Origin of the sequence: Klebsiella sp. CN_Kp106, assembly GCF_040064575.1 — a bacterium.
In the GTDB taxonomy this organism is placed as follows: domain Bacteria; phylum Pseudomonadota; class Gammaproteobacteria; order Enterobacterales; family Enterobacteriaceae; genus Klebsiella; species Klebsiella michiganensis.
Window position 1 is genome coordinate 111,879 of the sequence record NZ_JBEAIG010000068.1, and the last position, 19,794, is coordinate 131,672.

The following is a 19,794-nucleotide window of genomic DNA, read 5'->3' on the forward strand; positions in this document are numbered from 1 at the left end:
CCTCATAACCCTGCTTTCAAACTTGCTTCGATAAATTGATCCAGGCTGCCGTCCAGCACCGCCTGAGTGTTGCGGGTTTCCACCCCGGTGCGCAGATCTTTAATGCGGGAGTCATCCAGCACGTAAGAACGGATCTGGCTGCCCCAGCCGATGTCGGATTTGGTATCTTCCATCGCCTGCTTCTCGGCATTTTTCTTCTGCATTTCCAGCTCATAAAGCTTCGCTTTCATCTGCTTCATGGCCTGGTCTTTGTTCTTGTGCTGTGAACGGTCGTTCTGGCACTGGGTCACTAAGCCGGTCGGAATGTGGGTAATACGCACCGCGGATTCCGTACGGTTAACGTGCTGACCGCCCGCGCCGGATGCGCGATAAACGTCAATGCGCAGATCCGCCGGGTTGATGTCGATATCAATATCGTCATCCACTTCCGGATAAACGAAGGCGGAGCTGAAAGAGGTGTGGCGGCGGCCGCCGGAATCGAACGGGCTCTTACGCACCAGGCGATGAACGCCGGTTTCGGTACGCAGCCAGCCGTAGGCGTAGTCGCCGATAATCTTGATGGTCACGGACTTAATGCCCGCCACTTCGCCTTCAGACTCTTCGATGATCTCGGTCTTGAAGCCGCGCGCTTCGGCCCAGCGCAGATACATGCGCATCAGCATGCTGGCCCAGTCCTGCGCTTCCGTTCCGCCGGAACCGGCCTGGATATCGAGGTAGCAATCGGCGCTGTCGTATTCACCGGAGAACATCCGGCGGAATTCCAGCTGCGCCAGCTTCTCTTCCAGCACATCGAGCTCGGCGACGGCTTCGTTGAAGGTCTCTTCGTCTTCGGCTTCAACGGCCAGCTCCAGCAGGCCGGAAACGTCCTCCAGCCCCTGAGACATCTGATCCAGCGTATCAACGATGGCTTCCAGCGAGGAACGCTCTTTACCCAGCGCCTGCGCACGCTCTGGTTCGTTCCAGACGTCAGGCTGCTCCAGCTCGGCGTTTACTTCTTCGAGACGCTCTTTCTTAGCATCGTAGTCAAAGATACCCCCTAAGAACGTCCGAGCGCTCCGTGAGGTCCTGAATACGGTTTTTTACCGGATTTATTTCAAACATGGTCGGTTTCTTTTAATGGATTCGTCAAAATGCGGTGATAAGAGCGGAATTCTACCGGATTCGCGCCCTCATTAATATACTGTTCTCAATTTGGCCAGAGGTGGTCAATGATCAGCTGCAGGCTGCGGTTGCCGCGGAACTCATTGATATCAAGCTTATAGGCAAGCTGAACTTCGCGAACGCCGTTATCCGGCCAAAGGGAAGTATCAACATTGAACGCGATACCGTCCAGCAGCGGGCCGCCGCCGACCGGCTCAACCATCACCTTCAGATGACGCTCGCCGACCAGGCGCTGCTGTAGCAGACGGAAACGGCCGTCAAACAGCGGCTCCGGGAACATCTGCCCCCACGGTCCGGCGTCGCGCAGCATCTGCGCGACCTCCATGCTCATCTCTGCCGCCGCCAGCGGACCGTCGGAGACCACTTCCCCCTGCAGCAGCGCAGGATCGAGCCACTCGGTCACCAGCTCGCCGAAGCGCTGCTGGAACTCTTCAAAGCGCGCCTCTTCCAGCGATAGCCCCGCCGCCATGGCATGGCCGCCAAACTTCAGAATCAGCCCGGGATAGAGCGTATCCAGACGCTCCAGCGCATCGCGCATATGCAGCCCCTGAATCGACCGACCGGAGCCTTTGAGCGTACCGTCGCCGGTGGGCGCAAAAGCGATAACCGGACGATGGAAACGCTCTTTGATACGCGAGGCCAGAATGCCGACGACGCCCTGGTGCCACTGCGGATGGTACATCGCCAGGCCGCCGGGCAGCGTCTCACCGCTGCGCTCCAGCTTCTCACACAGGGTCAGGGCTTCCGCCTGCATCCCCTGCTCTATCTCTTTGCGCGTCTGGTTCAACGCGTCCAGCTCATTGGCCAGCACCCGCGCTTCGCCGGTGTTGTCGCACAGCAGCAGCGCCACGCCGACGGACATATCGTCCAGCCGGCCCGCGGCGTTCAGGCGCGGACCGAGCGCGAAGCCGAGATCGCTTGCCGCCAGCTTTTGCGGGTCGCGGTTGGCGATCTCCAGCAGCGCCTTAATGCCCGGACGGCATTTCCCCGCCCGGATGCGGCTCAGCCCCTGCCAGGTCAGAATACGGTTGTTGGCATCCAGCGGTACGACGTCCGCCACGGTGCCGAGCGCCACCAGATCGAGGAGATCAGCCAGATTAGGCGGCGCAATGCCGCGCTCCTCAAACCAGCCTTTATCGCGCAGAAAAGTGCGCAGCGCCAGCATCAGATAAAAAGCCACGCCCACCCCGGCCAGCGATTTCGACGGAAACTCACAGTCGCGCAGGTTCGGGTTAATAATCGCTTCCGCCGCGGGCAGCGAATCCCCCGGCAGGTGGTGATCGGTCACCAGCACCGGAATACCCAGCGCATGGGCGCGATCGACGCCAGCGTGCGAAGAAATACCGTTATCCACGGTCATAATCATCTGCGCGCCGCGGGCGTGAGCCTGATCGACCACTTCCGGGCTCAGGCCGTAGCCATCTTCAAAACGGTTTGGCACCAGGTACGAGACGTTGCCGTAGCCCAGCGCCCGCAGGGCCAGAACGCTCAGCGCGGTGCTGGTGGCGCCGTCGGCGTCAAAATCGCCGACCACCACAATATGCAGCCCCTGCTTAAATGCCCCGTAGAGCATCTCTACCGCTTTTTCGACGCCGGTCAGCTGCGACCACGGCAGCATGCCTTTCACGCCGCGCTCCAGCTCCTGCGCGCTACGCACGCCGCGGCTGGCGTACAGCCGCTGCAGCAGCGGTGGGAGATCGGCAGGTAAATCGACGCCGTCAGCCGCCTCGCGGCGGCGTAGTTGTATCTGTTGTTTCACGCGAATCAGTTACCGCTTGTCTGTTTTTGATGCTCATCAAGGAGCGCTTTCAGGTCTTTAGGATCGCGATAGCCGGGCATCAGCGTGCCGTCGCTCAGCACCATCGCTGGCGTACCGTTAACGCCAAGCTGCACGCCCAGCATGTAGTGTTTAGCGATATCAACATCGCAGCTGGCCGGCTGCACGCCCTTACCGCTCATCGCGTCATCCAGCGCTTTGTTACGATCTTTAGCGCACCAGATAGCCTTCATATTCTGCTCGGCTTCGCTTTGCAGCCCCTGGCGCGGGAAGGCCAGATAGCGCACGGTAATACCCAGCGCGTTATAGTCGCTCATCTGCTCATGCAATTTATGGCAATAACCACAGGTAATATCGGTGAAGACGGTGATGACGTGTTTTTCCTGCGGCGCTTTATAGACGATCATCTCTTTTTCCAGCGCGTTCAGCTTACCGGCCAGCAGCGTATTGGTGACGTTTACCGGCTGCGCGCCGCTGACGTCGTACATCGGCCCCTGGATAATGTGCTTACCGTCATCGGTAACGTATATCACGCCGCTGTCCGTCAATACGGTGCTGATGCCTTTGATCGGCGAAGGTTGCACGTCCGAACTCTGCACGCCCAGCTTCGCCAGCAGTTGCTTGATCGCCGCGCTATCGGCATGCGCCGCACCGGATAAGGTGGTCGCCAGCAGAGTGAACATCAGTAAACCTTTTTTCATACTCAGTCCTTTTTTTCAGCACTCACGCACGCGGGTGATGCTGTTGGTGGAGTTGTCGCAGACGCTCGGTCGCCACGTGGGTGTAGATCTGCGTCGTGGAGAGATCGCTGTGTCCTAACAGCATCTGCACCACGCGTAAGTCGGCGCCATGGTTAAGTAAATGCGTCGCGAACGCATGGCGTAACACGTGCGGGGAGAGCTTTTCGCTGTCAATCCCCGCCAGTACGGCATAGTGCTTAATTCGATGCCAGAACGTCTGGCGCGTCATCTGCTGCGCGCGCTGGCTGGGAAAAAGCACATCGGACGCCACGCCGTTCAGCAGCCAGGGGCGCCCGTATTCAAGGTAATTCTCAACCCACAGCACCGCCTCTTCACCCAGCGGTACCAGACGTTCTTTATTTCCTTTACCAATCACGCGCAGCACGCCCTGTCGCAGGCTAATGTCGCTCATGGTCAGGCCCACCAGCTCGGAAACGCGCAGACCGGTGGCGTACAGCACTTCCAGCATCGCTTTATCGCGCAGCTCCAGCGGTTGTTCAACCAGCGGCGCCTGGAGCAGGCGTTCCACCTGCGCCTCGCTCAGATCCTTCGGCAGCCTCTGCGGCAGCTTTGGCGAGGCCAGCAGCGCGCTGGGATCGTCCGGGCGAATTTTCTCCCGGTAAAGATGCTGGAAGAAACGGCGCACGGCGCTTAGCAGGCGCGCGGTGCTGGTGGCTTTATAGCCGCCGGTTTGCCGCTCCGCCAGCAGCGACTGGAGATCTTCGCCGCTGACGCTGGCAAGCGACAGGCCACGATGATGCAGCCATTCGACCACCATCGTCAGGTCCCGGCGGTAGGCGCTTAGCGTGTTCTCCGCCAGATTCCGCTCCAGCCATAAGGCATCAAGAAACTGCTCGATTTGTGCGAGATCCTGTTCCACTCTGGCCTCTTTGCTTATTAAAACGGCGCCATTATACCCTAAATAATTCGAGTTGCAGGCGGGCGCGGCCTTTCTGGTACACTAAGCGCAAAGTCACAGCAAGAATTGAGACGTTTCCGCGATGAACATAGGTCTTTTTTACGGTTCCAGCACCTGCTACACCGAAATGGCGGCGGAAAAAATCCGCGATATTATCGGCCCTGAACTGGTCACGCTGCACAACCTGAAAGATGATTCCCCTGCCCTGATGACGCAATACGATGTGCTGATCCTCGGCATTCCAACCTGGGATTTCGGCGAGATCCAGGAGGACTGGGAGGCGGTCTGGCAGCAGCTCGATACGCTGGATCTGCAGGGTAAAATCGTCGCGCTGTACGGCATGGGCGACCAGCTAGGCTACGGCGAATGGTTCCTTGATGCGCTCGGCATGCTGCACGATAAGCTGGCGACCAAAGGGGTTAAGTTTATCGGCTACTGGCCTACTGAAGGCTATGAATTCACCAGCCCGAAACCGGTCATTGCCGATGGGCAGCTGTTCGTTGGCCTGGCGCTTGATGAAACGAACCAGTACGACCTGAGCGATGAGCGCATTCAGAACTGGTGCGAGCAAATCCTCGGTGAAATGGCTGAGCAGTTCTCCTGAGTCCTTGCCTACTCTTGCGTCGGTTTTAGCAACACCAGCCGACGCAGGTCTCGCCATTCTCCCGAGTCCATGCTATCCGCCGCGACCCACAAATGCTGGGTTCGTTGGTTTTCCGTATTCCGCAGGCGCAGCAGCATTCCGCTGTTAATCACCCACGGGGTGCCGATGATATCCCACTCCGCCTTTTGCCAGCGCAGACGGGAGTCGATCAGCAGTTTGATTTCTCCCTGACGGGCATGGATCCGCCGCTGGCTGCGCACGCAGTCGAACACCACCAGCGACAGCAGTATCAGCCACAGCGGGGTATAGCTCAGCGGCCAGGGCATCAGCAGCACCAGCGCCGCCACCACGCCGTGCATCAGCAGCGAAAACCACTGCGCTCGCCACGAGATGCGTAAATCAGATTGCCACAGGACCACGTTCCCGATTCCGTGTCTGAATTAATTTTACCATCCGCTGCAGTTCTGCATCAGCCGGCTCGCCATGATTCATCAACCAGTTGAACAGATCCGGATCGTCGTTTTCCAGCAGGCGGATGAATAACGCTTTGTCGCCATCGCTGAGCGTATCGTACTCATGCTCGAAAAACGGCATGATGGAGATATCGAGTTCACGCATACCTCGACGGCATGCCCAGTGGATGCGGGCTTTATTGTTAATGTCCATGTTTTACTTCCTGCTTATAAATATCTCTTAGTTTAACCCGTTTTCGGCGCTGACTTCACTGGAATATCAAGTTTCGCGAGCGCTATTCCATGAAAACCCTAAAATAATCAGGCCATTTATTATTTCGCTGGTTTCAGCGCCCCGTCTTTGAGGGCACGAATGGCCTGTCAAAAGCGCTTGCATTGCACCATAGCTCTTTTACCATTAGTCACACACTCTGCGTTAAGCTATTCAGGATATGACTATGGCTTTTACACCTTTTCCTCCGCGTCAGCCTTCCTCTTCCGCTCGTCTGCCGTTAACGCTGATGACGCTGGACGACTGGGCGCTGGCGACGATTACCGGTCCGGATGGCGAAAAATATCTGCAGGGGCAGATTACCGCCGACGTCAGCCACCTGACCGACGAGCAGCATCTGCTTGCCGCGCATTGTGACGCCAAGGGCAAGATGTGGAGCAATCTGCGCGTTTTCCGCCGCAACGAGGGTTTTGCGTGGATTGAGCGCCGCAGCCTGCGCGATGCGCAGCTGACCGAACTGAAAAAATACGCGGTGTTCTCTAAAGTGACCATCGCCGCCGATGATGAATCCGTACTGCTGGGCGTTGCCGGGTTTCAGGCGCGCGCTGCGCTGTCGCCGCTGTTTAGTGAGCTGCCGAACGCCGAGAAACAGGTTGTCAGCGAAGGTGCCACCAGCGTGCTGTGGTTTGCGCATCCGGCCGAGCGTTTCCTGCTGGTGACCGATGTGGCAACCGCCACCCGCATCACCGATGCGCTACGCGGTGAAGCGCAGCTCAACAACAGCCAGCAGTGGCTGGCGCTGAATATTGAAGCCGGGCTGCCGGTTATCGACAGCGCCAACAGCGCGCAGTTTATTCCGCAGGCCACCAACCTACAGGCGCTGGGCGGCATCAGCTTTAAGAAAGGCTGCTATACCGGCCAGGAGATGGTTGCCCGCGCTAAATTCCGCGGCGCCAACAAGCGCGCCCTGTGGTATCTGGCGGGAACAGCCAGCCGCGTGCCTGAGGCCGGGGAAGACCTGGAGCTGAAGATGGGTGAAAACTGGCGCCGAACCGGCACCGTTTTAGCGGCCGTGCAGCTGGACGACGGTCGCCTGCTGGTACAGGTGGTGATGAATAACGATATGGAGCCGGACAGCGTGTTTCGCGTACGCGATGATGCCGGTAGCCTGAGCATCGAGCCGCTGCCGTATTCGCTGGAAGAGAGTTAAAGCGATATTCCCTGCCGCCTTCTCCCCGGAGGCGGCAATCCCGCGCCTGTCTGGGCTACCCCACCCGCAAACCACGAAACACCCGCGGCCGCGCGCTTTGCGCAAATGCGCCATCTCTGGCCCAGGCCACTTTCTTGCGTAGAAGAATAGTGTATGTTCTGAACAATCATTTATTTCTTAAGCGGTAAAAGAGATGAGACGGATTGAGGTCATACTGGGAGAGCTGGAGCGGTTAACTCGCGGGCTGAATCTTGCGGATCTGGAACAGGAAACGGCATTTACGGCGGAAGCCATCGGCTTTAACCTCGGGCTTGCGCGCAACTCGGTCAGCAAAGACCTCAATCAGTTATGGAACGACGGCCTGGCGATTAAGAGCAGAGGACGCCCCGTGTTCTTTTGGCACCGCCAGGCAATGGAAACGCTGCTGGGGCGCAGACTGAATGATACCGAATGTGAAGTGCGCACGGTTGCCGACCTTCTGCCGCATCAGGAAGGTTGCTCAACGGATGACCCCTTCAGCGGCCTGATTGGCTACGATCGCAGCCTCCGTGATGCGGTGGAAAAAGGCCGCGCAGCGGTGCTTTATCCTCACGGGCTCCACGTATTGCTGACCGGCCCCTCCGGAGTAGGTAAAACTTTCTTTGCCGAGCTGATGCACCGTTTTGCCTGCGAGCATGCGGCGGGTTCTCCCCCGCCGCTGGTCTACTTTAACTGCGCCGAGTATGCGCATAACCCGGAGCTACTCTCTTCGCATTTGTTCGGCCATCGGCAGGGCGCATTTACCGGCGCCAGTGAGAATAAAGCCGGTCTGGTGGAGCAGGCTGACGGCGGATATCTGCTGCTTGATGAGGTGCACCGCCTGCCGTATGAAGGACAGGAAAAACTCTTCTCCATTCTCGACAAAGGCCAATATCGCCCGCTCGGTTCAAGCGCCACGGCGCGGTCCATCACGGTGCGCTTGATTTGCGCCACCACCGAACCGGTCAGCTCAGCCCTGCTGCGAACGTTCCAGAGGCGCATCCAGGTCTGTATCGATCTCCCCGGGATCCGTCAGCGCTCGGTGGAAGAACAGGTGGAACTTATTGTCGGTTTTCTCCAGCGCGAGAGCCGCAAAATTGAGCGTACGGTCAGTATCGACAAAACGCTGTTGCTCTGGCTGCTGAATAAACCGCTGGAAGGCAATATCGGCCAGCTCAAAAGCGATATCCAGTTTCTTTGCGCCCAGGCGTGGGCCGCGGGAATGACCGAGCATAACGACACGCTCCAGCTGGATAAACGGCTGGTAGAAGTGCCGTTCAACGCCACCCCGGAACAGCGTCTGCTGGTCGATACCTTGTTTGACGGCCAGGATCGGCTAAGCGTCGATGCGCGCACGTTACCCGCATTGAAAACCTCTCTGGCGACAGGAGCGGAGATCGAAGAAAGCGATCTGTTTTACAGCTTCCTGACCCGCGAATACGTCAACCTGCGCAACAGCAACGTCCCACCGGCTGAGACGCTGGCGATCCTCAAAAACAAACTCAGTTCTATCTTTGAATATGGTCTCTACAGCCGCGACAGCGTGGCCCATCCGCCGCGCTATGGCGATCGGATTGAAGAGCGGGTGACCCTGCTAATTGGCTGTGTGGAACAGGTGCTGGGCTTTACGCTGCCAGAAAACCTGATGAATCCGCTGCGTAAACACTTTCTGGCGCTGATTGGCTACGTGCAGCGCGGGCTGATCCCACAGCTCTACTCCTCCAGCCTGATCCTCGACCGCTGCAAAGACGAGTATGAAAACGCGACTCTGCTGTGCCGGAAAATCAACGAACTGCTGCATATTCAGTGCCCGGCGACGGAGGTCGTCTGGCTATGTCTGTTCCTGAAAGAGTGCCGCCATTATCGCCAGCGGATCGACGCCAGTCCCGACTGCGGCGTCATTTTAATCGCCCACGGCGCGACGACGGCGACCAGTCAGGCGCAGTACGTCAACCGGGTGCTGGAGCGCGAGCTATTCAGCGCCATCGATATGCCCTTTGAGCAGTCGGTGCATGACACGCTGGAAACGCTAACCCAGCGGATCCAGAGCCAACGCTACCGGCGGCTAATTCTGATGGTGGATATCGGCTCGCTGGTGCATTTTGGCAGCACCATCAGCAAGCTATTCCAGATTGACGTCCTGTTAATGCCCAATATTACGCTGACCAGTCTGCTGGAGCTGGGGCTGGATTTAAGCTATGAAACCAGCGAGCTACCGCAGCTGGCGGAATTACTGCAGAGTAAAAATATCCCCTGTCAGCTCTGTACTCCGCAGCAGGAGAACGGCGGTAAGGTGCTGGTGATCTCCTGCATTACCGGCATGGGAACCGCAGAGAAAATCAAAAAAGTGCTGGAGGAAAGTTTTGGCGAGCTGATGTCGCAGGATACGCGAATGGTGATCCTCGATTACAACGAGGTTCGCAGCCTGGAGCGCGTTCAGCAGTCGCTGCTGGCCGGTGAGCGACTGGCGGGGATTGTCGGCACCTTCCAGCCGGGGCTGCCGGATATTCCGTTTATCTCGCTTGAAGAGCTGTTCTCCGAGCAGGGGCCGGAACTGGTGCTCAGCCTGCTCACGCCGGACCTCTCAAGCAGTGAGCGCCGTCTGGAGATGGAGCGCAGCGCGATGCGCTTCATCAGCGCGCTGACCATGGAAAGCATCATCAATCATATTTCGGTACTCAATCCCCAGCGCATTCTCAAAGAGATGGAGGGGGTGTTTAACCATTTAACCACCTCGCTTTCGCTGAAACCCAGCCGCCAGGTGACACTGCGCTTCCTGATCCACTGCTGTTGCATGGTCGAGCGTATCGTAATTAACCGGAAACCGTTACAGATGTCGCTGGAGAGCCAGCCCGCGCTGGACGTCCGCGCGTTTAGTGTCATTAAATCCGCCTTCCAGCCGATCGAAGAGGCTTATGCCATTCGTTTATCCGACGCGGAATATTTTTATATCTACGAACTGTTGTATCGCTGATCCTTTAACTGGCGTGGCTTTACGCCGCGCCTGCCCCTCTTCGCCCCCCATGTGACACAAATTCTGGCACAGCCTTTGCTCTTATTACGTATATCAACGTAATAGCGCCAGGAGGCCATTTTGATTACCACTGAACCTTTGTCCCAGATCCTGCTGCTGACCCATGGCGGCTGGGGGCAACAGCTCTGCAACAGCCTGTGCATGGTGACGGGCGAAATTAAAGGCGTAACGGAAATCGCCCTGATGCCCGTCGATACCTTGGGCGAGTTTTATCAGCGCGTAGAAGCCGTCGTGAAAACCCTGCCCGAAGGCTCGCTTATTCTGACCGATTTTATTGGCGGGACCACCTCTAACGTGGCCGCGCGGCTAAGCGCCGATTATCCGGTGGCGGTGATTTCCGGACTGAATGCCTCGCTGCTGCTGGAGGCGCTGGACAAGCGGGAACAGGGACCGCTATCCGCCTGCGTAGCTGAATTAGTGGAAGCCGCGCGCAGCAGCTGTCTGGACGTTGTCGCCCACGTTCGGCAATTACAACAATCACAATAAGGAAAAAATATCATGGCTAACATCGTGTTATGTCGCATCGACAGCCGCCTCATTCATGGACAAGTGGTGACGAAGTGGGTCGGACAATCCCAGGCCAACCGGATTGCGGTAGTGAGTGATGAGCTGGACGCCGATCCGTTTATGAAAAATATCTATCTGATGGCGGCACCGCCAAACATCAAAGTGGATTGCTACAGCAATCAGAGCTTTGCCGCATCGTGGAAAGAAAACCAGCTTGGCGACGGCAGCGTGCTGGTGCTGTTCCCCTCTCTCGCGGCGATTCAGGAGGCCGTACAGCTCGGATTTGATGTTTCCGCCATTCAGGTTGGTGGCTTAGGCGGCGGGCCGAACCGCAAGGTCGTTTTCCAGAACATCACGTTGGATGAAAAAGATGTTGGCATTCTTCACGACCTGAAAAGTCGAGGGATTAAGGCGGTCTTCCAGACTATCCCGGAAGATAAGCCGCTGTCGCTGGACGATATCCTGAAAAAATTCTAATCCTCTGATAACAGGGTAAATAATTATGGATACTTTAGTCTTCGCAAGCCTGATGGGGTTGTATTACTGGTTTGCCCGCTTACGCCTTGGCTACACCTTCTCCGCCATGCTGTTACAACCTGTTGTAATCGCCGTTTTTGTCGGCCTGCTGTTGGGCAATATGGAAACGGCGATGATTATTGGCGCAGGTATGCAGCTGGTTTACCTCGGCGTGACCTCAACGCCCGGGGGTAACGTGCCGTCAGATCCGGCGCTGGCCGCCTGTATCTCGATTCCTATCGCCGTAAAAGCCGGGATGGACCCGAACCTGGCCATCGCGCTGGCCATCCCGTTTGGCGTGATCGGCGTTTTCCTTGACCAGCTCAGACGCACGCTGAACGCCGCGTGGGTGCATATGGCGGATAAACACGCGGAAACGGCCAACATGGGCGGTATTATGCGCTGCGCGTTCCTCTACCCGGCGTTGCTCGGCCTGGTGCTGCGTTTCCCGGTGGTGTTTGCTGCCAACTATTTTGGCCAGGACGTGGTGGAAAGTTTCCTCAAGCTGATGCCGCACTGGTTGACCCACTCCTTTGAAATTATGGGCGGCATTCTGCCGGCGCTGGGCTTTGCCATCACCATCATGGTGATCGGTAAGAAGAGCCTGCTGCCGTGGTTTATCGGCGGATTCTTTGCGGTGCTGTACCTGAAGGTGGACATTATGGCGATGGCAATCTTTGGTACCTGCGTGGCCTTCCTGATTAAGGGCCTGGCGAAAAATGAAGGAGCAGCATGATGAGCAGCGATGTAATGCAGCATGAACTGGTGGAGCGCGCGCGGGAGAACAGCACGCTGACCAAAGCGGACATCACCAAAGCCTGGTTTATTTACTGGCTGGGTGCAGAAGTTTCCAGCTCCTATGAGCGTTTACAAAGCCTGATTTTCTGCGCCTCAATGACGCCGATTATCAAAAAACTCTACCCGCAAAAAGAAGAGCAGGTGGAGGCGCTAAAACGCCATCTGAACTTCTTCAACTCTGAGCAGACCTTTGGCGCGGTGATTCAGGGGATCTCGATTGCGATGGAGGAGCAGAAAACCCGCGGTGAACCGATTAGCGACGCGTCTATCACCGGGATTAAAACCGGGCTGATGGGGCCGCTGGCCGGAATGGGGGACTCCATCATCTGGGCGGCCGTCATGCCGTTGCTGATTGCGATTTTCATCCCGTTCGCCGCCAGCGGCAGCGCGATGGGCGGCATTGTGCCCTTAATTCTCTATCCGGCCATTACGCTGGCGATCAGCTACGGCATGGTGCACAAAGGCTACACGCTGGGACGCGACTCAATCATCGGTCTGCTCCAGGGAGGGCGAATTAAGGAGCTTATCTACGGCGCGAACGTGCTGGGCCTGATAATGATGGGCGCGCTCTCCGCAAGCTACGTCAAAATAACGACCCCCTTAAAGCTCAGCGCGCTGAAGGGCTCGGAGGTGGTGGTCCAGCAAATCCTCGACTCTATCGCGCCCGGCCTGTTGCCGCTGGCGGCGGTGTTTGCCATCTACTTCTATCTGGTGAAGAAAGGGCCGCGCTACACCACCATTCTGCTGTCAATTGTCGCGCTCAGCGTGGTCTGTTCGCTGCTGGGAGTGCTGTAAACCATGACGCAGAATATCTATCAACAGCTGGGGTTAAAACAGGTGATTAACGCCTGCGGCAAAATGACGATTCTGGGCGTTTCCAGCGTGGCGCCGGAGGTGATGCAGGCAACGGCGCGGGCGGCATCGGCCTTTGTGGAAATCGACAGGCTGGTAGACCGAACCGGCGAGCGGGTCTCCCGCTTTACCGGCGCGGAGGACAGCTATATCACCTCCTGCGCCTCGGCGGGAATCGCCATCGCCGTGGCCGCCGCGATTACCCATGGCGACCAGGCGCGAGTGATGCAGATGCCGGACAGTCGCGGTATGGCCAACGAAGTCGTCATGCTCCGCGGTCATAACGTCGATTACGGCGCGCCCATCACCAGCGCGATTCGCTTAGGCGGTGGGCGCGTTGTGGAGGTCGGTTCAAGCAATCTGGCGGCGCGCTGGCAGCTGGAGAGCGCGATCTCTACCAGCACCGCCGCCCTGCTGTATGTGAAATCACACCACTGCGTGCAAAAAGGGATGTTGAGTATCGAGGATTTCGTGCAGGTCGCACAGACTCACAACCTGCCGCTGATTGTCGATGCCGCCGCCGAGGAGGATTTACGCGTCTGGGCGGCGAGCGGAGCGGACATGGTTATCTATAGCGGGGCAAAAGCGTTTAACGCGCCCACCTCCGGATTCATCACCGGGAAAAAACAGTGGATAGCGGCGTGTAAGGCGCAGCATCACGGTATTGCCCGGGCGATGAAAATCGGCAAGGAGAATATGGTCGGTCTGGTTTATGCGCTGGAACACTATCATCAGGGGCAGAAGGGGGTCACAGCCGAGGAACTCCTGCCCGTCGCGAAAGCGATCTCAACGATAAACGGCTTACAAGCCGATATTGAGCAGGATGAAGCCGGACGCGCGATCTGGCGTATCCGCATTCAGGTGAATGCCCAGGAGCTGGGCCTGGATGCCCGCGAAGTCGAAGCACAGCTGCGCAACGGCGAGATCGCCATTTACGCCCGGCGCTATAACCTCCATCAGGGGGTTTTTAGCCTGGACCCACGAACGGTAGCCGAGGGTGAAATGAGCCTGATCGTGGCGCGCCTAAAGGAGATTGCAGACCATGCAGCAAATTAATTTTTACCGTCAACGCGTCGCGATTAACGTGCTGGCGAAAGATATCGCCAACGCCCGGGACATTTATGATGCCGCCGAAGGCCATGCGGCGATTGGCGTCCTCTCGGCACAGTTTGCCTCCGTGGAAGAAGGTGTTCAGGAGGTAAAACGCTGGATGGCGGAGATACCCTCCATCTCCGTAGGCCTGGGCGCCGGCGATCCTGCGCAGTATTACAAAGCGGCGATGATCGCGTCAGCGCTTCACCCGGCGCACGTTAATCAGACCTTTACCGGCTGCGGGTTTGCCGCAGGGGCGCTGGCGGCTACGGGGGGGCAGCAAACCTGCATTAACGCGCTGGTCAGCCCGACGGGAACCCCTGGCGAGGTTCTTATCTCCACCGGCGTCAGCAGCTGTCAGGGCACGCCGACCCGCGTCTCCTGCGATGCGGCGGTACGCATGATGCAGGACATGGGGGCCCATGCGGCGAAGTTTTTCCCCATGGGCGGCGAAAAGTCGTTACCGGAGCTGTATATGCTGGCGACCACGGCAGCCCGTAACGGGATGACGTTAATCGAACCAACCGGCGGAATCGATCTCGATAACTTTGGCATTATTTTGCAAAGCTGTCTGAAAGCAGGCGTACCTCGCGTGATGCCCCATGTTTACAGCTCGATAATCGACCCGCAAACCGGCAATACCCGGCCAGAAGATATCCGCAGATTAATGGATATCGTGAAAGCCGTGGTCTGAATAAAAACACCGGGCCGTAGCCCAGGCAGGCAAGCCATCACCAACGGAGAATGTCCCGGAGGCGGCGCTGGCGCGCCATGTCCGGGCTACCAGCCCTCAGACGACGGTGAACCTGTAGCCCGGCTAAGCGTAGCGCGAGCCGGGAGATTTCGCGAAATTTAAACCTGCCCGACGTACAAATAAATGGCCAGGAAGTGGCACACGCTGCCGCCCAGGACAAAACCGTGCCAGATAGCGTGGTTGTACGGAATACGTTTGCAGACGTAGAAAATAACCCCCAGCGAATAGACCACGCCACCCACGGCAAGCAGCGTCACGCCGCCCACCGCCAGCTTAATCGCCAGCTGATAAACGACGATCAGCGACAGCCAGCCCATGGTCAGGTAGGTCACTAAAGAGAGGATCTTAAAACGATGCGCAATGGTCAGCTTAAACAGGATCCCCAGCAGCGCCAGGCTCCAGATGACGATCATCAGCCCACGCGATAGCGGCGAATTTAGCCCCACCAGCAGAAACGGCGTGTAGGTCCCGGCAATCAGCAAATAGATGGCGCAGTGGTCGAATTTTTTCAGCCACAGCTTAGCCCGCTGATGCGGAATCGCGTGATAGAGGGTCGAGGCGAGGAACAGCAAAATCATGCTGCCGCCGTACAGGCTGTAGCTGGTAATGGCCGTGGCGCCGGCGTTGCTGTCCACCGCCTGCACCAGCAGCAGCACCAGACCGACGATACCGAACACCAGCCCAATCCCGTGACTGACGCTGTTGGCAATTTCCTCTGCCAGAGAATATCCCTGTGTGATTAACGATTTGCGAACCATATTTGACTCCGAAAACAAGTACGCTTTCAATGCACACTTAGGTTAACTGAGAATGATTCCAGTGAACACCTGTTCGCTAAAATAAAAAGATGAATATTTATGAACAGTATAAAATCAATAGGTTACATAAAAATTTCAACTAACAGACGTTCACTATTTAATTAAAGCTTTTCGAATTCAATAACATAAAACTGCTTTTCTTCAGGATAGATCTCCGCAATCACCTCACGCAGCTGCGCCAGGGTCATATTCTCCTGCTGCGCGTGCAGTTCACTCAGCGTATCCAGCGTCACCGTTGAGGTGGCCACCACGCGAATGGTGCAAAAATAGCCGTCATCTTCATAGCGGCCAACGCGCAGCACATCGCCCGTTTTAAAGTGCGATTCCGCAGCATCGCGGAGGGTAATGGTTTTGCGTCCGGCGAGGATGTCGTCCTGAAAACGCTGAAAAAAGGTTATGTCATTTGGCTGCATGATATCATTCCGTCCTGGTCATTATGAATTGTGAGTTTGCCACTGTGAGTATCTTCTCCCACGCCGCTATCGCCAGTCTCAATAATCTAGAGATGATGGTCTATCACTACGTCATTAAAAATCGCGACAAAGTGATGTACATGACCATCCGCGAGCTGGCGGAAGCGGCCGGAGTCTCCACGACTACCGTTTTGCGCTTCTGTCGCAAGCTGCAGTGCGAAGGCTACTCGGAGTTTCGCGTACGCTTTAAATTATATCTGGAGCAGAATGAGCCTCAACAGGCAAATATCGGTGCCAGCGAAATAATGAGCTTTTTTAAAAGCGTTAATAACGATGAATTTGACCAGCTGCTTGAGCAGGCGGTCGATATTATTCTGTCTTCAGAACGTATTATTTTTGTTGGCGCCGGCACCTCCGGCGCGCTGGCAAAATATGGCGCGCGTTTCTTTTCTAACGTCGGGAAATTCAGTAACCATATCGACGACCCTTATTTCCCGGTGACCAATGATATGGCGCGTAATGCGCTGGCCATCGTGCTGTCGGTCTCCGGCGAAACCGAAGAGATCCTGCGCTTCGCCAGCCAGTTCAGCCTGCACCGCTGTAAAGTGATGTCCATCACCAGCCACGAGCACTCGCGGCTGGCAAAGCTTGCCGACTTTAATCTCTCCTGGCACGTTCCGCAAACGCGCATCGGCGGCGTCTATGACATTACCACCCAGATCCCGGTCATTTATATTCTGGAAACGCTTGGGCGTAAATTAGCGCGCAAACTCGCCTGAAAATAACAGGGTGTTTTTTCGATGTAACAAATTCCATTCCGGGCAAATTGTTATATCGTGACATTTATATTCCCTTTGTTAGACTCGCAGCCAACAAGTCATTAAGACGAGATGAGCAAAGATGAAGAAAATTCCTTTACCAAAAGACTTTTTATGGGGTGGCGCCGTCGCCGCGCACCAGGTTGAAGGCGGCTGGAATAAAGACGGCAAAGGCCCGAGCATCTGCGACGTGCTTACCGGCGGCGCGCACGGCGTGCCGCGCGAGATAACCCAGCAGGTAGAGCCGGGCAAGTACTATCCGAACCACGAAGCCATCGATTTCCACGGCCGCTACAAAGAAGACATCAAGCTGTTCGCCGAGATGGGCTTCAAGTGCTTCCGCACCTCTATCGCCTGGACGCGCATCTTCCCGCTGGGCGACGAAAGCCAGCCGAATGAAGAAGGGCTGAAATTCTACGATGACATGTTCGATGAACTGCTGAAGTACAACATCGAACCGGTTATTACCCTCTCCCACTTTGAGATGCCGCTGCATCTGGTTCAGCAGTACGGCGGCTGGACCAACCGCAAAGTGGTCGATTTCTTTGTGCGCTTCGCCGAAGTGGTCTTCGAGCGCTATAAGCACAAAGTGAAATACTGGATGACCTTTAACGAGATCAACAACCAGCGTAACTGGCGCGCGCCGCTGTTTGGCTACTGCTGCTCCGGCGTGGTCTATACCGAGCATGAAAACCCGGAAGAGACCATGTACCAGGTGCTGCACCATCAGTTTGTCGCCAGCGCGCTGGCGGTGAAGGCAGCGCGTCAAATCAATCCGGAGATGCAGGTGGGCTGCATGCTGGCAATGGTCGCCCTCTATCCGTTCTCCTGCAAGCCGGAAGACGTGATGTTTGCCCAGGAATCAATGCGTGAACGCTACGTCTTTACCGACGTCCAGCTGCGCGGCTACTACCCGAGCTACGTCCTGAACGAATGGGAACGCCGCGGCTTCAATATCAACATGGAGGACGGCGATGCGCAAATCCTACGCGAAGGCACCTGCGCGTATCTCGGCTTCAGCTACTACATGACCAACGCGGTGAAAGCGGAAGGCGGCACCGGCGACGCGATCTCCGGCTTTGAAGGCAGCGTGCCCAACCCGCACGTCAAAGCCTCCGACTGGGGCTGGCAGATTGACCCGGTCGGCCTGCGCTATGCGCTGTGTGAACTGTATGAGCGCTACCAGAAGCCGCTGTTTATCGTCGAAAACGGCTTCGGCGCGTACGATAAAGTCGAAGAAGACGGCAGCATCAACGACGACTATCGCATCGACTATCTGCGCGCTCACGTCGAAGAGATGATCAAAGCGGTGACTTACGACGGCGTTGAGCTAATGGGCTATACCCCGTGGGGCTGCATCGACTGCGTCTCCTTCACGACCGGTCAGTACAGCAAGCGCTACGGCTTTATCTACGTCAACAAACATGACGATGGTACCGGCGATATGTCCCGCTCGCGCAAGAAGAGCTTTAACTGGTACAAAGAGGTTATCGCCAGCAACGGCGAGAAACTGTAATCATCTTGCCCCTTTTCAGCCGGAAGGGGGCAAAACTTACCACAAAACAGACACTTCTTTACAGCTTTAGCATTGCTAACCCACGCTCAGCCGATAAGATAAACCACATCAATCGTTGAGTCGCTGACGCTGACTTCGTGAATCAACGCCGCACGCTGCCGGCCTTTCCGGCGCATCACAATGTAGAAAAATGATGCTAAACGTCTTCAGACAGATCCTGATATGGCTGCTGATTGTCGCCGCCGTCAGCCTGGCGGTGGATTACCTGCGCAGGCCCGCGCTGCCGCAGAATTTCTCCAGCATGCCGCTGCAAACGCTTGATGGCCGAACGGTCGATCTGGCGGCAATGAGCCACGAGCGCCCTTTGCTGCTGTACGTCTGGGCCACCTGGTGCGGCGTTTGCCGCTATACCACCCCGTCGGTGGCCGCTTTAGCCAACGATGGCGGCAATGTGATGACGATAGCGCTACGCTCCGGCGACAACGCCGCTCTGGCGCGATGGCTGGCGCATAAAAAAATGGCGCTGCCGACGATCAATGACGCCAGCGGTCAGCTATCCCAACGGTGGGAGGTGCAGGTCACGCCGACCCTTGTGGTGATCTCGCGCGGCGAGGTGAAGTCAGTCACCACCGGCTGGACCAGCGGCTGGGGGATGCGCCTGCGGCTGTGGCTGGCGTCGTAGCGCATTTCCCTGCTTGCGCAGCGCTTAGCAGGGCCAGGGATGGGGTGAGGTAAACAGATTTTGTATCCCGGGCAAGGCGTTAGCCCCCCCCGGAAACGAGTTGCCGATTATCTCCCGCCTGCCAGCTCCAGAAAGCTGCCGGTCACGTAGGAAGCCTTCTCACTCAGCAGCCAGACGATGGCCTGAGCCACCTCCTCCGGCTGCCCGCCGCGCCGCATGGGCAGCATCGACTTCACGCGATCCACGCGCCCCGGTTCACCGCCGCTGGCGTGCATGTCGGTATAAATTAAGCCGGGGCGCACGCCGTTAACCCGAATCCCCTGCGCCGCCACCTCCAGCGACAGGCCGGTGGTCAGAGTATCAACCGCGCCCTTTGACGCGGCATAATCCACATACTCCCCCGGCGCCCCGAGGCGCGATGCCGCGGACGACACATTCACAATCGCCCCGCCCTTACCGCCGTGCTTGTACGACATCCGCTTTACCGCTTCCCGGCAGCAGAGGAAGTAGCCGGTCACGTTGGTGGCCAGCACCCGGTTAATCCGCTCCGCGCAAAGGCTTTCAATCGTCCCCTGGGTAAATAAAATGCCGGCGTTATTGACCAGCGCGGCGAGCGGTTCGCCGAGGCGATCGATAGCGGTAAACATCGCTATCACCTGCGCTTCATCGCTGACGTCCGCCCGTAGCGCAACGGCTTTGCCGCCGCTGGCGATAATTTCGTTCACCACGCCGGTCGCGGCAGCGCTATTTTGATGGTAATTCACCGCCACGGTATAGCCTTCCTGCGCCAGCAGCAGCGCCGTCGCTTTACCTATTCCCCGGCTGCCGCCCGTCACCAAAGCTATCGTCATGCCATTCTCCCAAAAAATAAAGGCGCCGCA

The 19,794-nt window shown here is 57.2% G+C and carries 21 protein-coding genes; 12 read left to right on the top strand and 9 right to left on the bottom strand.

Annotated features, from left to right (window positions below; genetic code table 11):
• Positions 1–2 precede the first annotated feature (2 nt).
• The 4 genes from prfB to xerD all read right to left on the bottom strand — a co-directional run bounded on the left by prfB (position 3) and on the right by xerD (position 4,558).
• Positions 3–1,101, bottom strand: a protein-coding gene (prfB, locus tag ABLU96_RS22630; protein ID WP_100248296.1) for a peptide chain release factor 2 whose coding sequence is annotated in 2 segments (ribosomal slippage) — positions 3–1,025 and positions 1,027–1,101 — 1,098 coding nt in all. Because the reading frame shifts where the segments join, the coding sequence is not laid out codon by codon here.
• Between the two features lie 85 nt (positions 1,102–1,186).
• A complete protein-coding gene (gene recJ, locus ABLU96_RS22635; RefSeq protein WP_032751182.1) occupies positions 1,187–2,920 on the bottom strand; it encodes a single-stranded-DNA-specific exonuclease RecJ in 1,734 nt (577 codons plus the stop codon).
• A 5-nt stretch (positions 2,921–2,925) separates the two neighbouring features.
• Positions 2,926–3,639 carry a bifunctional protein-disulfide isomerase/oxidoreductase DsbC gene (dsbC, locus tag ABLU96_RS22640; RefSeq protein WP_004854054.1) on the bottom strand — a complete coding sequence of 238 codons (714 nt, stop codon included), beginning with the start codon at positions 3,637–3,639 and terminating at the stop codon, positions 2,926–2,928.
• A 22-nt stretch (positions 3,640–3,661) separates the two neighbouring features.
• Positions 3,662–4,558, bottom strand: coding sequence for a site-specific tyrosine recombinase XerD (gene xerD / locus ABLU96_RS22645; RefSeq protein WP_004105555.1), 897 nt, complete (start codon positions 4,556–4,558; stop codon positions 3,662–3,664).
• 121 nt (positions 4,559–4,679) lie between these two features.
• Between xerD and fldB the strand changes: the two genes are divergently transcribed.
• On the top strand, positions 4,680–5,201 hold the full coding sequence (gene fldB, locus ABLU96_RS22650; RefSeq protein ID WP_014226792.1) for a flavodoxin FldB: 522 nt from the start codon (positions 4,680–4,682) through the stop codon (positions 5,199–5,201).
• An 8-nt stretch (positions 5,202–5,209) separates the two neighbouring features.
• Here fldB and ABLU96_RS22655 read toward each other — a convergent pair whose 3' ends face one another.
• Both ABLU96_RS22655 and sdhE read right to left on the bottom strand, forming a co-directional pair.
• Positions 5,210–5,620 (bottom strand): protein YgfX, encoded by a 411-nt coding sequence (locus ABLU96_RS22655; protein ID WP_064404221.1) that lies wholly within the window; start codon positions 5,618–5,620, stop codon positions 5,210–5,212.
• Positions 5,601–5,867: an FAD assembly factor SdhE gene (sdhE, locus tag ABLU96_RS22660; RefSeq protein ID WP_004124953.1), complete on the bottom strand. Its 267-nt coding sequence runs from the start codon at positions 5,865–5,867 to the stop codon at positions 5,601–5,603. The genes ABLU96_RS22655 and sdhE overlap by 20 nt, the downstream gene beginning before the upstream one ends.
• Before the next feature lie 244 nt (positions 5,868–6,111).
• On the opposite strand from sdhE, the gene ygfZ reads away from it, so the two are divergent.
• The 8 genes from ygfZ to ABLU96_RS22700 all read left to right on the top strand — a co-directional run bounded on the left by ygfZ (position 6,112) and on the right by ABLU96_RS22700 (position 14,606).
• Complete coding sequence (gene ygfZ, locus ABLU96_RS22665; protein WP_014226793.1) at positions 6,112–7,095, top strand: tRNA-modifying protein YgfZ; 984 nt, start codon at positions 6,112–6,114, stop codon at positions 7,093–7,095.
• Between the two features lie 193 nt (positions 7,096–7,288).
• Complete coding sequence (dagR, locus tag ABLU96_RS22670; RefSeq protein ID WP_014226794.1) at positions 7,289–10,087, top strand: transcriptional regulator DagR; 2,799 nt, start codon at positions 7,289–7,291, stop codon at positions 10,085–10,087.
• 120 nt (positions 10,088–10,207) lie between these two features.
• Positions 10,208–10,633, top strand: coding sequence for a PTS sugar transporter subunit IIA (locus tag ABLU96_RS22675; protein ID WP_004854067.1), 426 nt, complete (start codon positions 10,208–10,210; stop codon positions 10,631–10,633).
• Between the two features lie 12 nt (positions 10,634–10,645).
• Positions 10,646–11,131, top strand: coding sequence for a PTS system mannose/fructose/N-acetylgalactosamine-transporter subunit IIB (locus tag ABLU96_RS22680; protein WP_064404222.1), 486 nt, complete (start codon positions 10,646–10,648; stop codon positions 11,129–11,131).
• 25 nt (positions 11,132–11,156) lie between these two features.
• Entirely contained in the window at positions 11,157–11,906 is a 750-nt protein-coding gene (locus tag ABLU96_RS22685) for a PTS sugar transporter subunit IIC (protein ID WP_004124968.1), read from the top strand.
• On the top strand, positions 11,903–12,763 hold the full coding sequence (locus tag ABLU96_RS22690) for a PTS system mannose/fructose/sorbose family transporter subunit IID (protein WP_163520767.1): 861 nt from the start codon (positions 11,903–11,905) through the stop codon (positions 12,761–12,763). The genes ABLU96_RS22685 and ABLU96_RS22690 overlap by 4 nt, the downstream gene beginning before the upstream one ends.
• A 3-nt stretch (positions 12,764–12,766) precedes the next feature.
• A complete protein-coding gene (gene dgaE, locus ABLU96_RS22695; RefSeq protein WP_064404224.1) occupies positions 12,767–13,876 on the top strand; it encodes a D-glucosaminate-6-phosphate ammonia lyase in 1,110 nt (369 codons plus the stop codon).
• Complete coding sequence (locus ABLU96_RS22700) at positions 13,863–14,606, top strand: 2-dehydro-3-deoxy-phosphogluconate aldolase (protein ID WP_064404226.1); 744 nt, start codon at positions 13,863–13,865, stop codon at positions 14,604–14,606. The genes dgaE and ABLU96_RS22700 overlap by 14 nt, the downstream gene beginning before the upstream one ends.
• Positions 14,607–14,764: 158 nt before the next feature.
• Here the strand turns inward: ABLU96_RS22700 and ABLU96_RS22705 are convergent, their stop codons facing one another.
• Both ABLU96_RS22705 and yqfB read right to left on the bottom strand, forming a co-directional pair.
• Complete coding sequence (locus ABLU96_RS22705) at positions 14,765–15,424, bottom strand: hemolysin III family protein (protein WP_014839509.1); 660 nt, start codon at positions 15,422–15,424, stop codon at positions 14,765–14,767.
• A 161-nt stretch (positions 15,425–15,585) separates the two neighbouring features.
• Positions 15,586–15,897, bottom strand: coding sequence for a N(4)-acetylcytidine aminohydrolase (yqfB, locus tag ABLU96_RS22710; protein ID WP_032720089.1), 312 nt, complete (start codon positions 15,895–15,897; stop codon positions 15,586–15,588).
• Between the two features lie 50 nt (positions 15,898–15,947).
• Between yqfB and ABLU96_RS22715 the strand changes: the two genes are divergently transcribed.
• The 3 genes from ABLU96_RS22715 (at position 15,948) to ABLU96_RS22725 (ending at position 18,913) form a co-directional block, all read left to right on the top strand.
• Positions 15,948–16,676, top strand: a complete 729-nt coding sequence (locus ABLU96_RS22715; RefSeq protein WP_025105967.1) for a MurR/RpiR family transcriptional regulator — start codon at positions 15,948–15,950, stop codon at positions 16,674–16,676.
• Positions 16,677–16,797: 121 nt separating this feature from the next.
• Positions 16,798–18,231 carry a 6-phospho-beta-glucosidase BglA gene (gene bglA / locus ABLU96_RS22720; protein WP_025105966.1) on the top strand — a complete coding sequence of 478 codons (1,434 nt, stop codon included), beginning with the start codon at positions 16,798–16,800 and terminating at the stop codon, positions 18,229–18,231.
• A gap of 190 nt (positions 18,232–18,421) precedes the next feature.
• Entirely contained in the window at positions 18,422–18,913 is a 492-nt protein-coding gene (locus ABLU96_RS22725) for a protein disulfide oxidoreductase (protein ID WP_064404228.1), read from the top strand.
• Between the two features lie 107 nt (positions 18,914–19,020).
• On the opposite strand, the gene ABLU96_RS22730 is transcribed toward ABLU96_RS22725, so the two are convergent.
• Complete coding sequence (locus tag ABLU96_RS22730) at positions 19,021–19,764, bottom strand: SDR family oxidoreductase (RefSeq protein ID WP_064375482.1); 744 nt, start codon at positions 19,762–19,764, stop codon at positions 19,021–19,023.
• Positions 19,765–19,794 lie beyond the last annotated feature (30 nt).

Bases quoted from the DNA above. Each gene is read 5' to 3' on its own strand.
- dsbC (WP_004854054.1), bottom strand. From the start codon at position 3,639: ATGAAAAAAGGTTTACTGATGTTCACTCTGCTGGCGACCACCTTATCC.
- fldB (WP_014226792.1), top strand. From the start codon at position 4,680: ATGAACATAGGTCTTTTTTACGGTTCCAGCACCTGCTACACCGAAATG.
- sdhE (WP_004124953.1), bottom strand. From the start codon at position 5,867: ATGGACATTAACAATAAAGCCCGCATCCACTGGGCATGCCGTCGAGGT.
- ygfZ (WP_014226793.1), top strand. From the start codon at position 6,112: ATGGCTTTTACACCTTTTCCTCCGCGTCAGCCTTCCTCTTCCGCTCGT.
- dagR (WP_014226794.1), top strand. From the start codon at position 7,289: ATGAGACGGATTGAGGTCATACTGGGAGAGCTGGAGCGGTTAACTCGC.
- ABLU96_RS22680 (WP_064404222.1), top strand. From the start codon at position 10,646: ATGGCTAACATCGTGTTATGTCGCATCGACAGCCGCCTCATTCATGGA.
- ABLU96_RS22685 (WP_004124968.1), top strand. From the start codon at position 11,157: ATGGATACTTTAGTCTTCGCAAGCCTGATGGGGTTGTATTACTGGTTT.
- ABLU96_RS22690 (WP_163520767.1), top strand. From the start codon at position 11,903: ATGATGAGCAGCGATGTAATGCAGCATGAACTGGTGGAGCGCGCGCGG.
- dgaE (WP_064404224.1), top strand. From the start codon at position 12,767: ATGACGCAGAATATCTATCAACAGCTGGGGTTAAAACAGGTGATTAAC.
- ABLU96_RS22700 (WP_064404226.1), top strand. From the start codon at position 13,863: ATGCAGCAAATTAATTTTTACCGTCAACGCGTCGCGATTAACGTGCTG.
- ABLU96_RS22705 (WP_014839509.1), bottom strand. From the start codon at position 15,424: ATGGTTCGCAAATCGTTAATCACACAGGGATATTCTCTGGCAGAGGAA.
- yqfB (WP_032720089.1), bottom strand. From the start codon at position 15,897: ATGCAGCCAAATGACATAACCTTTTTTCAGCGTTTTCAGGACGACATC.
- bglA (WP_025105966.1), top strand. From the start codon at position 16,798: ATGAAGAAAATTCCTTTACCAAAAGACTTTTTATGGGGTGGCGCCGTC.
- ABLU96_RS22725 (WP_064404228.1), top strand. From the start codon at position 18,422: ATGATGCTAAACGTCTTCAGACAGATCCTGATATGGCTGCTGATTGTC.
- ABLU96_RS22730 (WP_064375482.1), bottom strand. From the start codon at position 19,764: ATGACGATAGCTTTGGTGACGGGCGGCAGCCGGGGAATAGGTAAAGCG.